At 74.1% G+C, this 15,160-nt stretch carries 14 protein-coding genes; 5 read left to right on the top strand and 9 right to left on the bottom strand.

What is annotated here, in order from left to right:
• Window positions 1–12: 12 nt before the first annotated feature.
• Both IQ279_RS10215 and IQ279_RS10210 read right to left on the bottom strand, forming a co-directional pair.
• On the bottom strand, window positions 13–507 hold the full coding sequence (locus IQ279_RS10215) for a hypothetical protein (protein WP_206348053.1): 495 nt from the start codon (window positions 505–507) through the stop codon (window positions 13–15).
• A gap of 114 nt (window positions 508–621) precedes the next feature.
• On the bottom strand, window positions 622–1,059 hold the full coding sequence (locus IQ279_RS10210) for a hypothetical protein (RefSeq protein ID WP_206348052.1): 438 nt from the start codon (window positions 1,057–1,059) through the stop codon (window positions 622–624).
• A 306-nt stretch (window positions 1,060–1,365) separates the two neighbouring features.
• Here IQ279_RS10210 and IQ279_RS10205 point away from each other — a divergent pair, with 306 nt between their 5' ends.
• Window positions 1,366–1,578: a hypothetical protein gene (locus IQ279_RS10205; RefSeq protein WP_206348051.1), complete on the top strand. Its 213-nt coding sequence runs from the start codon at window positions 1,366–1,368 to the stop codon at window positions 1,576–1,578.
• 56 nt (window positions 1,579–1,634) lie between these two features.
• On the opposite strand, the gene IQ279_RS10200 is transcribed toward IQ279_RS10205, so the two are convergent.
• A complete protein-coding gene (locus IQ279_RS10200; RefSeq protein ID WP_206348050.1) occupies window positions 1,635–2,111 on the bottom strand; it encodes a VOC family protein in 477 nt (158 codons plus the stop codon).
• 229 nt (window positions 2,112–2,340) lie between these two features.
• On the bottom strand, window positions 2,341–3,765 hold the full coding sequence (locus IQ279_RS10195) for a glycoside hydrolase family 10 protein (protein WP_372445117.1): 1,425 nt from the start codon (window positions 3,763–3,765) through the stop codon (window positions 2,341–2,343).
• A 708-nt stretch (window positions 3,766–4,473) separates the two neighbouring features.
• Here IQ279_RS10195 and IQ279_RS10190 point away from each other — a divergent pair.
• Both IQ279_RS10190 and IQ279_RS10185 read left to right on the top strand, forming a co-directional pair.
• Entirely contained in the window at window positions 4,474–4,929 is a 456-nt protein-coding gene (locus tag IQ279_RS10190) for a tellurite resistance TerB family protein (protein WP_206348049.1), read from the top strand.
• A 203-nt stretch (window positions 4,930–5,132) separates the two neighbouring features.
• Window positions 5,133–6,110 carry a TIGR03557 family F420-dependent LLM class oxidoreductase gene (locus tag IQ279_RS10185; protein ID WP_206348048.1) on the top strand — a complete coding sequence of 326 codons (978 nt, stop codon included), beginning with the start codon at window positions 5,133–5,135 and terminating at the stop codon, window positions 6,108–6,110.
• A 70-nt stretch (window positions 6,111–6,180) separates the two neighbouring features.
• Here IQ279_RS10185 and IQ279_RS10180 read toward each other — a convergent pair whose 3' ends face one another.
• Together IQ279_RS10180 and IQ279_RS10175 are read right to left on the bottom strand one after the other, a co-directional pair.
• Complete coding sequence (locus tag IQ279_RS10180) at window positions 6,181–7,671, bottom strand: MFS transporter (protein WP_206348047.1); 1,491 nt, start codon at window positions 7,669–7,671, stop codon at window positions 6,181–6,183.
• 119 nt (window positions 7,672–7,790) lie between these two features.
• Window positions 7,791–8,585, bottom strand: a complete 795-nt coding sequence (locus IQ279_RS10175; protein WP_307792291.1) for a phosphotransferase enzyme family protein — start codon at window positions 8,583–8,585, stop codon at window positions 7,791–7,793.
• Window positions 8,586–8,687: 102 nt separating this feature from the next.
• On the opposite strand from IQ279_RS10175, the gene IQ279_RS10170 reads away from it, so the two are divergent.
• Both IQ279_RS10170 and IQ279_RS10165 read left to right on the top strand, forming a co-directional pair.
• Entirely contained in the window at window positions 8,688–9,494 is an 807-nt protein-coding gene (locus IQ279_RS10170) for an SDR family NAD(P)-dependent oxidoreductase (protein WP_307792290.1), read from the top strand.
• Between the two features lie 166 nt (window positions 9,495–9,660).
• The gene (locus tag IQ279_RS10165) at window positions 9,661–10,962 is read left to right on the top strand and encodes an alpha/beta fold hydrolase (RefSeq protein ID WP_206348045.1); all 1,302 of its coding nucleotides are present in this window, start codon (window positions 9,661–9,663) and stop codon (window positions 10,960–10,962) included.
• Between the two features lie 7 nt (window positions 10,963–10,969).
• On the opposite strand, the gene IQ279_RS10160 is transcribed toward IQ279_RS10165, so the two are convergent.
• The 3 genes from IQ279_RS10160 to IQ279_RS10150 form a co-directional block, all read right to left on the bottom strand.
• Window positions 10,970–11,233 carry a Thoeris anti-defense Tad2 family protein gene (locus IQ279_RS10160; protein WP_206348044.1) on the bottom strand — a complete coding sequence of 88 codons (264 nt, stop codon included), beginning with the start codon at window positions 11,231–11,233 and terminating at the stop codon, window positions 10,970–10,972.
• A 105-nt stretch (window positions 11,234–11,338) separates the two neighbouring features.
• Window positions 11,339–12,994, bottom strand: a complete 1,656-nt coding sequence (locus IQ279_RS10155) for a DUF4139 domain-containing protein (RefSeq protein WP_206348043.1) — start codon at window positions 12,992–12,994, stop codon at window positions 11,339–11,341.
• Window positions 12,991–15,144 carry a DUF4139 domain-containing protein gene (locus IQ279_RS10150; protein ID WP_206348042.1) on the bottom strand — a complete coding sequence of 718 codons (2,154 nt, stop codon included), beginning with the start codon at window positions 15,142–15,144 and terminating at the stop codon, window positions 12,991–12,993. The genes IQ279_RS10155 and IQ279_RS10150 overlap by 4 nt, the downstream gene beginning before the upstream one ends.
• Window positions 15,145–15,160 lie beyond the last annotated feature (16 nt).

Raw genomic sequence — 15,160 nt, 5'->3', positions numbered from 1 at the left:
GGGAGGAGGCGGTCAGGCCGCGGGGGCCGCGTCCCGTACGGGGGTGCGGCAGGCGATCTCACCGGTCAGCCGCTTCACCGCCGCCACGGCCAGCAGAGCGACCGAGGCCAGGGCGAGGAACGGCTGGACGGGGGCCCAGATGCCGAGCGCGCCGGAGGTGCCCAGGGCGATGAGGACGAACTTGTTGCACACCGGGCAGCCCACGGCCAGGAAGGACAGCACACCGCCGATGGAGCCCGAGCGCGATGCCCGGGGTGCGGTGGGGGCCTTGACGTAGGTGGCGATGACGATACCGGCCAGCAGGGCGGTGGCGGCGAGCGTCGGGTAGTTCCACCACAGCGTCGGCGTCATCCGGGAGAAGAGCGGGTTGGGGATGACGGCGGTGGGGAGGCCGACCAGCAGGGCGGTCAGGGCGGCGCCGCCCGCCGCGGCGCCCCAGCGCAGCGGGGTCCACGCCGCGAGGGCGGTGCCGGCCGTGCGCAGGGCACGCGGGAGGGAGGAGAGCATGAGGGAGATCCTGTCCTGTCGTGACGCGGAACCGGGGGACCGGAAGGGCCGTGTGCGGACCGCGTGTGAACGATGACGACGGCGGGAGCCGCGGGAGGCGGCCCCGGGACAGGTCTAGATCCTCAGGACGGTGAAGGCGTGCGGGGCGTGCGTGACGGGCCCGGCCCGGCCCGTGGGAGCCCGGGCGCCGTGGATGTCGGGGTCCGCGGACACGCGGCGCCCGTGAACCTCGGGCGCTGCCACGGGGTCTCCCGCGCCCGTGGCGGATACGACCGCCGGCGCGCCCTCGTCGCCGGAGCACGAGGGGGAGTCGCCGTCGCCCGCCGTGGGCGCGGTCACCGCCGCCATGGCCCGGTCGGTGTACGCGGGCGTCCCCGAGAGGTGGGGCCCCTCCGCGAGGGGCGCGGACCCGGCGGGGGCGAGTGCGCGGTCCTGATGGGCCGCGGAGGCCGACGCCGGGACGCAGAGCACTGTCAGCAGAGCGGTGAGGGCCAGTGCCAGGGCGCAGAGGACCTTCGGGGAGAGGCCGGGGATGCGACGGAAGACGTGCATCGCTTGTGTTCCCCCTCCTCCGCAGGGCTCGGTCGCTCGGTCGGCGTGAGACGCACGGTGTCGAACGTGCGGTCCACCGGGTAACCGGGGACACTCGGCAGCGTACAGGACGGCGTCGACCGCGGATCTTCCTTCCTTCCGCCGGGTGGGCGGGAGAGGCCGGGGCGCGGACACCGCCTCCGTTTCCATACCCCTAGGGGTATAAATGTCCAGAGGGGTCGCCACGCACGGTCGGCACGGGACCGGAGGCGGGCGCGGAGGGGGCCGGCGCCCGGGGAGACGGAGAGCGCAGGGATCGGAGGGACGATGGACAGCCGGGCGTGGGACGAGCGGTACGCGGCCGCGGATCTGGTCTGGGGCGGTGAGCCCAACCGCTGGGTGGTCCGCGAGGACCTCGCGGAATCGGGCCTGGCGTCCCGGCGTGCCGAACGAGTGCGCCGCCCGGTGGCGGGCCCCGAGGGCGGACAGGCCCACGCGATCGACGCCCTGGTGCGCATGGAGCGCCCCCTCCCGGACTGAGCGCCCCTCCGGCCCGAGCGGCCCCGGGCCGCTTGGGCCGGAGGGGATGCCGGGCGTCACTTTCCGGCGGCCTCCCGCAGGGCCTGGACGTCGATCTTCCTCATGCCCAGCATGGCCTTCATGACCTGCTGGGACACCGTTGGGTCGGGGTGGCCCAGCAGTTCGGGCAGTTCCCGCGGGACGATCTGCCACGACAGGCCGTAGCGGTCCTTGAGCCAGCCGCACACGCTCTCCTCGCCGCCGTCGGTGAGCCTGGCCCACAGCTCGTCCACCTCCGCCTGGTCGGCGCAGTCCACCGAGAGCGAGATCGCCTCGCTGAAGGTGAACTCCGGGCCGCCGTTGAGCGCGATGAACTCACGCCCCGCGAGCTCGAAGGTGACGGTCATGACCGATCCCGGCTCGCCCGGCCCGGCCTCGCCGTAGTGCTGGACGTCCGTGATCCGGGAGTCGGGGAAGAGAGAGGTGTAGTACCGGGCGGCCTCCTCGGCCCGGCCGTCGAACCACAGACAGGTCGCGATCTTCTGCTTCTGCATGGCATGCCCTCCTGGTGTGCGGATGCCGAACGCCTTCCGATGGGTGGACCGGCCGGGCCGCCGGAACTCATCGCCGCCCGCCCGGTGGCTTCGGGCGGGCGGCGCACCGGGCGGTGGGGGCGGAAGAATGCGGAAGGATGCCGACGCGCCGGTGGCGCGGCGGTCCGAAGACCGCCGCGCCACCGGTTGTGGGGGGAGGGAGTGTGTGCGGGAGCCGCCGTGACCGGGGTCAGGAGGCGGTGCAGGAACCGAGCCGGGGCGCGTTCCAGTTGCCGTTGGCCATCACCGTGAAGCCGAAGCTGGTGGAGGAGCCGGCCGCCAGGGTGCCGTTCCCGCTGGGCCGCATGGTCATGACGTTGCCGCTGGAGTCCCAGCTCGGGGTGCCGTTCCAGGTGGCGGAGATCTTCTGGGGCGAGGTGACGGTCACCGTCGTGGACCAGTTGGTGATCGGGGCGCTGCCGGCCCTGACGGTCACCCTGCCGTTGAAGCGGTCGCCCCATCGTTCGGTCTGCTCGTAGGTGACGGTGCAGGAGGCCGTGTCGCCGCCACCGGTGGTCCCGCCGTCGGTGCCTCCCGTGGTCCCGCCGCCGTCGGAGCCGCCGAGGGCCTCCATGACGCCCTGGTAGGCGGGCTTCTTGTTGTAGTTGCCGTCGAAGAGCAGCGGGGTGTCGGAGGAGCGCCAGGAGTACTTGTCGGTCACGCCCCAGACGGTGATGCCGGTGCAGCGGGAGACGGCCAGGCAGGCCTGGGTGACGCCCTTGAACTGCTCGGCCTGGGAGGAGCCGGAGCCGGCGATGTCGAGCTCGGTGATCTGGACGTCGACGCCGAGGTCGGCGAAGTTCTGCAGGGTGGTGTGGTAGTTGCTGGGCACCGGGTTGCCGCTGTTGAAGTGGGCCTGGAAGCCGACGCAGTCGATGGGCACGCCGCGCGCCTTGAAGTCCCTGACCATGTTGTACACGGCCTGGGTCTTGGCGTGGTTCCAGTTGTCGGTGTTGTAGTCGTTGTAGCAGAGCTTGGCGTCCGGGTCGGCGGCACGGGCGGTGCGGAAGGCCTCCTCGATGAAGCCGTTGCCCAGGCGCTGCTGGAAGACGGAGTTGCGGCGCGCGCCGCTGGAGCCGTCCTCGAACGCCTCGTTGACCACGTCCCAGGAGTGGACCTGGCCCTTGTACTGGCCCATCACCCGGTTGATGTGGTTGTTCATCGTCGAGCGCAGGTCGTTCGTGGACAGGCTGGTCACCCAGCTCGGCAGCTGGGAGTGCCACACCAGGGTGTGGCCGCGCAGCTTCATGCCCTGGCTGCGGGCGTGGTTGGCGATCCGGTCGGCGGTGGAGAAGTTGAACGAGTTGCGGGAGGGCTGCAGGGCGTCCCACTTCATCGCGTTCTCGGCGGTGATCGAGTCGAACTCCCGGTTCAGGACGCTCATGTAGTCCGACTCGCCCATCCGGCCGGCGGCGATCGCGGTGCCGAAGTAGCGGCCCTGCTCCGCCGCCGCCCCGGCCAGGGTGGAGGCGGCGGAGGCGGTGCCGGTCAGAGCGGTGACGGTGCCTGCGGCCGCCAGCGCCAGGGTGGCGCCCACGACCAGCGCGTTGCGCAGCGCGGAGCGGCCGCGCCGGCCTGGTGTTCTGGGCTCCGGGGAGGTGCGGGGGGTGTCGATCACTGGGGTCCCTTCGTCCGTGGCCCGTCATCGTCCTGCCGGGGCAGAACGGGACGCCGTCGGGCCGGTGGGTGCCGCTCGCGACTCCAGGGCCCGCCACCTGGCACTAGGCCGGTGACAGGTCCATGGCGATCGGCAACGATCGAAGTGGAGTATGCGCTGACCGCAAGCCAGCGTCAATGCTTCCTTCCGGAAAAGTTTCGGACGGTGTCGAGGTTCATTCCCCTTTGTTGGCCAGGGTGTTGAGGCATTTGGGGAGACCTTGGACCCGGTCGAGACATGTGACCGCTCGAAAATTTCGGTAGTTTTCCGGACGGAGTGAAGGGCCCTTCCAGCGGCTGCGGGACCCGGCCGGACAGCACAAGGCCGCGCCGCGACGAGGGGGAGGGGCGTCGCGGGCGCGGCCGTACCGTGCGCATGCCCGGCGATCCGCCGCTCACACCCGGCCGACCGCGGGAAAACGATCCGCGTTCGGTCTTCCGGAGGCCCCGAAGGGCAACGTGCGCCAGCCCCCTGACGCCGTATCACCAGATCGGCATGTTCACCCCTCCGGCCAGGGGCGATGTCGCCGGAGCCGGCGCGGCACTCCTATCCTTCCCCCGGAGCCGAACGGCGCACGGACGGCCGTGGCTCCACGCCGCCCCCGCCGGGCGGACGGTCCGGACGGCGCACGGCCCGGACCTCTCGAGCGACGTACGGAGTGTGCCCATGGCCCTGTGGAACCGCCTCAAGGAATCCGCACAGACGATGCAGGCCCAGTTGGAGGAGAGGAGGAACGAACTCAGGGGCGGCGCGTTCCGCGACGCGTCCATGGCGGTGTGCGCACTCGTCGCCGCGGCCGACGGCAGGGTCGACCCGGCCGAGCGGCGCCGTGTCTCCTACCTGATCGCCAACAACGAGGTGCTGAGGAACTTCCCCGCCGACGAGCTGCGGAGCCTCTTCGAGGACCGGCTGGACGCGATCGCCGCCGACCGCGAGAGCGGCAGGGCCGACGCCCTCAAGGAGATCGCCAAGGCCAGGAGGAAGCCGCTGGAGGCGCGAGCCGTCGTCCAGATCGGCATCGTCATAGCGGGCGCCGACGGCCGCTTCGACCTCGCCGAACGGGCCGTGGTCCGCGAGGTCTGCCAGGCACTGGACCTGCCCCCGCACGAGTTCGACCTTTGAACCGGTGAGCGCGGGGCCCGCGCCTCACACCCCCGCGCCTCACGCCCAGCACCCCGTGCCTCCACGCCCGGTCCTCTCCCCCCGCCGTCCCTCGCCCACATGGCCCACCGCGCCGTTTCGCGCCGCGTGCCGCGGGAACCCGCCGCGAGCGGCAACCGAACGGCACCACGTACGGCGACGTACGGCGAGGGACAGAGGAACAGATGCAGATCGGCTACAAACTGGCGGCGGAGGCGTTCGGGCCCGCCGAACTCGTCCGGCAGGCGGTCCGCGCGGAGCAGGCCGGTTTCGACTTCGTCGAGATCAGTGACCACTACCACCCGTGGCTCGACAACCAGGGCCACTCGCCGTTCGCCTGGACGGTCCTGGGCACCATCGCGGCGAGGACCGAGCGCATCGGACTGGCGACCGGCGTGACCTGTCCGACCGTGCGGTACCACCCGGCGATCATCGCCCAGGCCGCCGCGACGCTCGCCCTGCTCTCGGAGGGCCGGTTCGTCCTCGGCGTCGGCGCCGGCGAGCGGCTCAACGAGCACGTCGTCGGCCGGGGCTTCCCCGCCGTCGCCGCGCGCCACGAGATGCTCCGCGAGGCCCTGGAGATCATCCGGCTGCTGTGGCGCGGCGGATACCGGTCCTACGAGGGCAAGCACCTGCACCTGGAGGACGCGCGGATCTTCGACCTCCCCGAGGAGCTCCCGCTGATCGCGGTGGCCGCCAGCGGCCGCCCGTCGGCGCGGATCGCCGCCGAACTCGGCGACGGGCTGTTCGCGACCGAGGCCAAGCCGGAGATCCTGCGCCGCTACCACGATGCCGGCGGCTCCGGCCCCGCCTACGCCGAGGTGCCCATGGCCTGGGCGCTCGACGAGCACACCGCGGCCCGGGCCGTCCTGGAGACCACCCGGTGGGCCGTCACCGGCTGGAAGGTCATGAGCGAGCTGCCCAATCCGGTCAACTTCGCGGCCGCCACCACCACCGTCCGCGAGGAGGACATGCTCGCCAACTTCGCCTGCGGCCCTGACCCGGCCCGGTTCGTGGAGATGGCGCAGCAGTACGTCGACGCGGGCTTCGACCGGCTGGTGCTGATGAACGCCGGCCCCGACCCGGACGGCTTCATGGAGTTCTACAGCGGCGAGCTGGACCAGCGCATCCGTGCGCTGTCGCCGCGCTCGGCCGGATCCTGAGCGGGACCCCGGAACGGGGTGGAAGGGGGGCGCCGCAGCGCCCCCCTTCCACCCCGTTCCGGGGCCGGTGTCACCCGCGCCTGCCCGGGGCGGGCGTCACCTGCGCCGACAGCGGCACCGCGATGTCCTCCAGCGCCCGCCGCTCGGCCGGCACCGCCAGGAGGACGGCCACCAGCCCGGCCGCGGTCATCAGCCCGGCGCCGATCTGGAAGGCGAGCACGGTGTCCGAGAGGACGCCGGACTCGGTGAGCCTGGCGAAGATCAGCGGACCGCTGATTCCGCCCGCGGCCGTACCGATGGCGTAGAAGAAGGCGATCGCCATCGCCCGCGTCTCCATCGGGAAGACCTCGCTGACCGTCAGATAGGCCGAACTGGCCCCGGCCGAGGCGAAGAACAGCACCACGCACCAGCAGGCCGTCAGCGTGGTGGCGCTCAGATGGCCGCCGCCGAACAGCCAGGCGGTCACGAAGAGCAGCAGTCCGGAGAGGATGTACGTGCCGGAGATCATCACGCGGCGGCCGACGGTGTCGAAGAACCTGCCCAGCAGCAGCGGGCCGAAGAAGTTGCCGACGGCGATGACCGCGAAGTAGTAGCCGGTCGAACCGGTGCCCACGTCGAAGAACGTGGTCAGGATCGCGCCGAAGCCGAAGGTGATGGCGTTGTAGAGGAACGCCTGGCCGACGAAGAGGGACAGCCCCAGCACCGCGCGCTTGCGGTAGTGGGAGAAGACCGTGCGGGCGATCGTCCCGAAGCCGATGCCGCGGCGCGTGTGGATGGTGATCTCACCGGCCGGCGGCGGCAGTTCGGCACCTTTCTCGGCGCGGATGCCCTCCTCGACCTCGCCCACCAGCTTCTCGGCCTTGTCGCCCTGCCCGTGGATGAACTGCCACCGCGGGCTCTCGGGCACATGGCGGCGCACCAGCAGGATGGCCAGACCGAAGACGACGCCGAGCGCGAAGGTCAGCCGCCAGCCGACGTCGAGGGCGAAGACGTCGGTGTCCAGCATCACGACGGACAGCAGCGAGCCGCCCACCGCGCCCAGCCAGAAGCTGCCGTTGATGATCAGGTCGATGCGGCCGCGGTACTTGGAGGGGATCAGCTCGTCGATCGCGGAGTTGATCGCCGCGTACTCGCCGCCGATGCCGAAGCCCGTCAGGAAGCGGCAGGCGAAGAACCACCAGCTGGAGAAGGACAGCGCGGTCAGCGCGGTGGCGCCCAGATAGACGGCCAGGGTGATGATGAAGAGCTTCTTGCGGCCGTAGCGGTCGGTCAGCCAGCCGAAGAACAGCGCCCCCGAACAGGCTCCGGCCACATACAGGGCCGCCGCGATGCCGGTCACCTCGGCGGAGGTGATGGGCAGTCCGCTGCCCTCCTCCGCCAGCCGCCCGGCGATGTTGCCGACGACCGTGACCTCCAGGCCGTCGAGGATCCACACCGTGCCGAGCCCGATCACGATCATCCAGTGCCAGCGCGACCACGGCAGGCGGTCGAGCCGGGCAGGCACGGACGTCGTGACCGTGCCCGTACCCACCGACGGTTCCACGGGGCTGCCAGTCGCCATCACCACTCCCTTCGGCGCCGTGCCGAGGGGATGCGCCTCGGCGCGCTCCTGACGGTTTCCCGGCGGAGAACGGCCCACACGCGGCTGTACGGGGAGGGCGTGCCGGAGGACCGGCGGCCTCAGCCGCCGAGCAGGGCGTCCAGCCAGAGCCGCTCGCGCCGCTCGGTGTACTCGGCGTCCCGCCGCCACGTCTCCCCGTGGCCCTCGTCCCACAGCCTCGCCCACGGCTGGACGCCGTGTGAGGCCCGGTCCCGCAGGAAGTCGTGCATGGCGCGGGTACGGCGCCCCAGCAGGGGCGCCAGACGGCGGCGTTCGTCCTCGTCCAGCCCGTAGGCGCCGGCGAAGGCCCGCAGCCTTGCCCCGGCGTTCGCGCGCCGGAAGGCCGGATTCGCCGACAGCGGGACGAAGCCGTGGGCGGCGTAGGCCAGATCCTCCAGGCGGGAGCCGGGCGCCGCGCCGTCCCAGTCGATGAACGCCCACTCCCGGCCGCCGTCGGACACCAGGTTCCACGGGGCCAGATCGTGGTGGGCGATGATCTCGTGCCCCTCGGCGGGGATCAGCCGCTGCCAGCGGGCGCCGGGCGGCGGGGTGAAACCCGCCACGGCGTCGTGGAACTCCCGGACCAGACGTGCCACCCGCTCCAGCCGGTGGACCGGGTCCAGCAGGGAGAAGCGGTCCGGCCACACGGTCCGGCCCGGCAGGTACGTGAGCACCTCGCGTCCGCGGGCGTCGACGCCCAGCGGCCGGGGCGCCCCCCGGAACCCGGCCCCGTGGAGGTGCTCCAGCAGGGCGTGCACGGCGGGCGTCCAGGGCCCCGCGGGGCGGCGTACGGTGTCGCCCACCCGGACGACGCCCGCGCTGACGTTGCCGCCCGCCAGCGGTTCCTCCGCGAACTCCCGCACGTCATGCTCCACGCCACCCAGTCTCACCCGCCCGCCGCCGCACGCGCACCCGGATTAGGGTGTGGGCGCCCGACGGCCGACGGCCGCACCCCAGCCCCACCCAGGAGCCCCACCGTGCAGCACCCCGACGGATCCGAGACGCCCACCGCCGAGAACGGATTCCCCGGCAGCGGCCGGCGCGTGCTGGTCAGTGGCGCGTCCAGGGGGCTGGGCCGGGCGGTGGCGCGGGCGTTCGCCGCCAACGGCGACACGGTGGCCGTACACCACGGCAGCCGCCGGAAGGACGCCGAGGCCACCCTGGCCTCCCTGCCCGGCGACGGCCACGCCCTGCTCGGCGCGGACCTGGCCGACCCGCGGCAGACCGCCGACCTCGCGGACGCGGCGGCCGAGGTGCTGGGCGGCCTGGACGTCCTGGTGAACAACGCGGCCGTCAACACCCCGCACCCGCCCGCGACCACGGGGTACGAGGACTGGTGCGAGGCCTGGCGGCGGCACGTGGACGTCAACCTGCTCGGCACGGCGAACCTCAGCCACGCCGCCGCCCGCCACATGATCGGCCAGGGCACCGGCGGCCGGATCGTCAACGTCGGCTCGCGCGGGGCGTTCCGCGGCGAGCCCGACCACCCCGCCTACGGTGCCACCAAGGCCGCCGTCCACGCGCTGGGCCAGTCCCTGGCCGTCGCCCTCGCCCCGTACGGCATCGCCGTCACCTCGGTGGCGCCGGGCTTCATCGACACCGAACGCGTCACCCACCGCCTGGCCGGCGCCGAAGGGGAGGCCATCCGCGCGCAGAGCCCGTACGGGCGGGTGGCCTCGCCCGAGGAGGTGGCCGAGGCGGTGCTGTGGCTGGCGTCCCCGCGGGCCCAGTGGAGCGCGGGCGCCGTACTGGACCTGAACGGGGCCTCCTACCTGCGGACCTGAGCGGCGCCGGCCCGTTCGCCCGGACGGGCGGAGCCGGCCGGACCGCCCGGCGGCACCCGTTCGCGGGAGCCTGTGTCCCGAGGGGGCGTGTGCCGCGTACGGTGCGAACGAAGCCGTCCGGCGCACGCCCCGCATCCCGACCCCGGCACGAGGAGCCTCAAGCACCATGGACACGGCCGTCTACCGCCACAACGGACTCGTCTGCGCCGACCACACCCTCCGGGTGCCCCTGGACCACGCCCGCCCGGACGGCCCGGAGATCACCCTGTTCGCCCGCGAGGTGACCGCCGCCGGACGGGAGGGGGAGGACCTGCCCCGGCTGCTGTGGCTCCAGGGCGGCCCCGGTCACCGGGCCGAGCGGCCGAACGCCCCGGGGGCCTGGCTGCGCGAGGCGCTGCGCGACCACCGCGTCGTCCTGATGGACCAGCGCGGCACCGGCCGCAGCACCCCGGCCGACCGCCGCACCCTCGCCACCCTCCCGGACGCCGCCGCCACCGCCGCCCACCTGGCGCACTTCCGCGCCGACTCCATCGTCCGCGACGCCGAACTGCTGCGCCGCCACCTCGCCGCCGACGGCGAGCAGGACCGCCCCTGGACGGTGCTCGGCCAGAGCTTCGGCGGCTTCTGCGCCCTGACCTACCTGTCCCTGGCACCCGAGGGACTGGAGAAGGTGATGATCACCGGCGGCCTGCCCTCCCTGAGCGCACACGCCGACGACGTCTACCGCGCCGCCTACGCCCGTGTGGCGGACCACAACGAGCGCTACTTCGGCCGCTACCCCGGCGACCAGCGCCTGGCCGACGCCGTGGCCGGGCACCTGGAGCGCGAGGACGTACGGCTGCCCACCGGCGAACGGCTGACCGTGCGCCGCTTCCAGACCCTGGGCACCGCCTTCGGCGGCGTCTCCTCCTTCGACTCCCTGCACTACCTGCTGGAGACCGCGCTCGTGCCGGGCGCGCGCGGACCGGAGCTGTCCGACACCTTCCTGCGCGGCGTCGAGGCCGCCGTCTCCTACGCCGAACGCCCCCTGTACGCCGTCCTGCACGAGGCCATCTACGCCCAGGGCGACCGGCCCACCGCCTGGTCCGCGCACCGGGTCCGTGAGGAGTTCCCCGCCTTCGACGCCTCGCGCGGCGGTCCGCTGCGCTTCACCGGGGAGATGGTCTACCCCTGGCACTTCGAGGAGGACCCGGCGCTGGAGCCGTTGCGGGAGGCCGCCCACCTGATCGCCGGGCGCACCGACTGGCCCGCGCTGTACGACGCCGACCGCCTGGCCGCCAACCGGGTGCCGGTGGCGGCGGCCGTCTACCACGACGACATGTACGTCGACCGCGAGCACTCCCTGCGCACCGCCGCCGCCGTACGCGGCCTGCGCCCCTGGATCACCAACGCCCACGCGCACGACGGCGTACGGGTGGACCCCGCCGTCTACAACCGGCTGCTGGCCATGGTGCGCGGCGAGATGTGACGGGCGATCAGGCCCCGTCGGCCTCCTCCGGCGCGTCGACGTCGTACCAGTCGTCGGCCAGCAGGCCGGCGTGCGACGGCTGCACCCCGGCCTGCACCGTGCCGTCGGCGGTGACGAACCGCAGATGGGCGGCGAGCGGCCGGCTCCGCCCGTCGGGGCAGGCACAGACCGACTCCGGTTCCAGGTAGACGTACTTGCCCGGCTGGATCCAGCTGCGGCGCGCCACACGGCGGCCGTCCCTCAGAAGCTCCAGGGCTGCGGAGAAGTCCATGCGGCGAACGTAGCGGACCGTCCGCGAGGCCCTTGAACACCGGATGCCGGATGTGCTATGGGAAGACCCGCGGAATCCGCCGAATCCATCACAGCCCCACAGCCGTCAGAGCCCCACGACGCCGTCCGAGGCCGTGAGTTCGTACTCCAGCGTGATCTCGCGCCTCTCGCCGGGAGCCAGACGGAGCGTGTAACGCACCATGCCCTCCGCGTCCATGCCCTCGTCGGGCTCCGGCAGGCACGCTCCCATTCGCAGCCGCACCTCGACGGCGGAGACCTCCGAGACCGGAACACGCTCGCGGACCACCACGACCGCCGCCTCCCCCTGCGGGGAGGAGTCCAGCCGGGAGACGAACAGCCGCACCGTACGCGTGATCACCGTGCGGTGGTTGACGCCGCTCAGGCCCGCGGTGCCGCGGCTCTCCTCGACATGGCGCACCACCCGGTAGGTGTCCTCGCCGCCGAAGGCCAGCGAGACCTCCTCGCCCCGCCCGGTGAACGGCAGTTCGCCGCGCCCGGTGAACCCGCCACCGTGCACCAGGTCCACCGGCCCGGCCAGCAGCACGTGCCCGGCCCCGTTGGCCACTCTGGCCACCCTGGTCACCAGCGGCGACAGCTCGGGGGCGCACTCCAGCCCGGTGCGGCACGGCGCGGTGAACGCCGACAGGGGCACCCGGTGGGGGCGCCCGTCACAGGCCACGTCGACGGGCGCCGCGGCGGTCATCACCCGCACCTCGCCGCCGTCCGACAGCCCCGGAAGCTCCGCGTCCGCCCCGTCCTGTCCGTCTCCGTTCGGCCCGTTCCCGACCGTGCGCACCTCCTCCTCGCGCAGATCCACCTTCACCGTGCGCCGCTCCGCGGACGAGCGCTCCCGCAGCACCAGCTCGTCCTCGTGCAGCGCCGGGGGACCGGCGGCGAGGGTGGGCCGGGCGGTGGACAGCGACAGCCGCACCCCCTTCCAGTCCTCGCCGGTGCGCTGCCACACCACCGCGTCGGTCTCCAGGCGCACCGACCGCTCGTCCCCGGCCAGCGTCGCCCGGTACGCCGGCCGCCACAGGGCGCAGGGCACCAGATGGGTCAGACGCAGCACGGCGGGCCCGGGGCGGTCGGCCTCGACCACCACCTCGACGACCGCCGTCAGTTCCTGCGGCTCCTCCTCGGAGCGCCGCAGAGCCCGGCGCGCTTCCTCCAGTTCCTCCGCCGCACCGAGCAGCCGGCGCCGCAGCAGACGCAGCTCACCGGAGCGCGCCTCGTCCTCCTCGTCGATCCGCTCCATGCGGTCCGCCCAGCGCTCCGGGTCGGCCGAACCGGCCCCGGCGCCCTCGGTGACGTCGCGGTACAGGTCCGCCCTGGCCTGGGCGACGACCGCGAGGCGGCTCTCCAGCCGCTGCCGCAGCCACCGGGCGTCGCGCAGCTCCTCCTCCAGATCGTGGACCCTGCGGCGCGGCTCCGAGGCGTCCTCGCCCAGGTGCCCGGGGCGCGGGGGCGCGTACGTGCGCACCACCCGGGCGTCGACGACCCTGACGCCGCCCGCACCGCCCTCCCCGGCCGGCACCTCCGCGCGCAGGGAGCGGTCCACGGCCAGCGGCGTCACCGGACCGACCAGCAGCCGCTGCGCGCCCGCTGCCAGTTCGACGCTCCCGTGCCGCTCCACCTGGGCCCGGTCCTCCATGCACGTCACGGCGGTGACCGGCAGAGGGACCGGTTCCGGGCGGGAGGCCGGCGCGCCGGGGCCGGCCGTGTCCTGGGGTGCTCGGGTCATGGTGTGGATCGGTCCCTCCGGTTCCCGCCGACCAGTGCCTTCCCCGAGGGGAACCGCACCTCGTATCCGCCCGTGAGGACGGTGGTCCGGCCCGGCTCCAGCTCCACCCGCCAGATCCGCGCCCCGCGCACATGGTGGCCGTCACCGCCGTCACCGCCGTCGAGGGGCCTGCCGGGGTCCGTCCAGGGCGGCTCGGCCGGGCGCTCCTCGACCCGCACCTCCTTGTCGGCGCCGACGGGCACGCGTTCGCGCACCTCCACCGTGACCCGGTGCGCGAGGCGGTTGGCGAGCTCGACCTCGACCGTGTGGCCGAGCACCGTCGTCCCGCCGCGCAGCCCGGCGGCGGACTCGCGCAGACGCGTACGCCGCGCCGCCTTCACGCTCTCGACCGCGCCGATCCCCACCCTGCGGCACTCTCCGGGCGCGAGGGTGGGCAGCGGCGCGGTGAGGACGAAGTCGCCGTCCACGACGACGTCGGCCGGCCCGGCCGGCAGCGGGTGGCGGGAGGCGTTGGTCAGCAGCACCGTGCCGTACACGGTCGGGTCCACCGACGGCACGCACACGTACTCCGTCACCGTCTCCACCGGGATCTCGCGGACGGGGACGGTGTGCCAGGCCCCGTCCGCGGCCACGTCCACGGGTGCGGCCGTGTCGTAGCGGTGGTGGAAGGAGCCGGCGGACCGACGTACGTCGGCCGCTTGGGCGGGCCGCGCCGGCCGTGCCACGGACTCGGCCCGCCGCCGGTGCTCGGCGACGGCCGCGCTCGTCTTCCCCTGAGCGGGCCACAGCCTGCCGCGCCGGCCGGGCTCGTCCGGGCCGGCCAGCGTCAGGCCCAGGTAGTCGAGCATGCCCTCGGCCGGGACCGGCGGGGAGGGCGGGAGGGGGACGGCCACCGCTCCCGGAGCTCCGGGCACGGCCGGGACGAGCGGCGCGGAGGCCGCGGCGGGGGCGCCGTACGCGGCGAACCCGCGCTCGGCCCGGTGGGGTGTCCGGGGCGTGCCCGGCTCCGGCGCGGCACCCGGCGCCGCGGCCGCGCCGGCCGGGAGCGGCAAGGCCGCGGAGGCGGGCGGCGCCCCGCCGGCCCGGACCGGCACGGGGCCGGGCGGCGGCCCCGGCGGGAGAGCCGCGTCGTAACCGGCGAACAACTCCTCCAGCCCCGGCGGGGGTTCGCGCCACCCCCGCGCGGCGGACTCCTCCTGGCGACGTCCGATCCGCAGCGACCGCAGCCGGGGGACGTCCGCAGGCCGCAGCAGGTCGGCGGTGGACAGGCCCAGCCGTACGCCCGTCCAGTCCTCGCCGGTGCGCTGGGCCACGCAGGCCCGCAGGACGAGCGTCCCGCCGGAGGCGGAGTCCGTGCCGTCCAGCCGCAACTGGTACACCGGCGACCAGGTGGCCCCGGGCACGTGGTACTCGATCTCCAACTCCACCTCGGGGCAGTCCTGTTCGCCTCCGCCGCCGTGCGGCGCGCCGTCCCCGGCCCGTTCCAGGGTCAGGACGGCGGCGGCCGACTCGCCCGCCCGCGTGGCGGGCAGCGCGCTGGAGGCCGCTTCCAGACGGTGGGTGAGTACGTCGACGTCGTGCTCGGCATCGCTCAGTCCGGACTCCACCGCCCGCAGCCGCCCCTGGAGCAGCGCCAGCCGGCCGTCCACGAAACTCGCCAGCGCCAGCAGGGACTCCACCGGAGCCCAGCGGGGCGGGTCCCCGCGGCGGGGCCGCGGCGGCACGGCCCGCAGCTCGGCCACCTTCCCGATCTCCGCGGTGAGCCGGCCGTGCCGCTCGCGCAGCCGGTCCAGCCGGTTCTCGGCCTCCTCCAACTCCAGCTTCAAGGAGGGCAGTTCGCGATCCTGCCGGGGAGCGGCGGACCGCACCGGCCGTACGTCGGTCACCCGCAGCCCGGGCGGTCCGGAGACGACCCGGCCGCGCAGCGAGTGGTCGTACAGGGCGATCGGCAGCCCCTCCGCCCGGACGCGCACGACCGCGTCCGGAGCCTTCGGGCCCCGCGGCAGGGCGCAGCGGGCGCGCCGGACGCACACGGCCCCGACGGCATGCACCACCACGGACTCCAGGGCCGACTCCAGCACGGCTTCCGGTACCGGCTCCCTGCCGGATTCCGTACGCGCACCGCCGCCCGCGACCGCCTCGTCCGTCATACCGCCCCTCACACCC

Source organism: Streptomyces verrucosisporus (genome assembly GCF_017114865.1).
Classification (GTDB): domain Bacteria; phylum Actinomycetota; class Actinomycetes; order Streptomycetales; family Streptomycetaceae; genus Streptomyces; species Streptomyces fenghuangensis.
The sequence above is the reverse complement of the archived record's forward strand: the minus strand, read 5'-3'. Positions and strand labels throughout refer to the sequence as shown.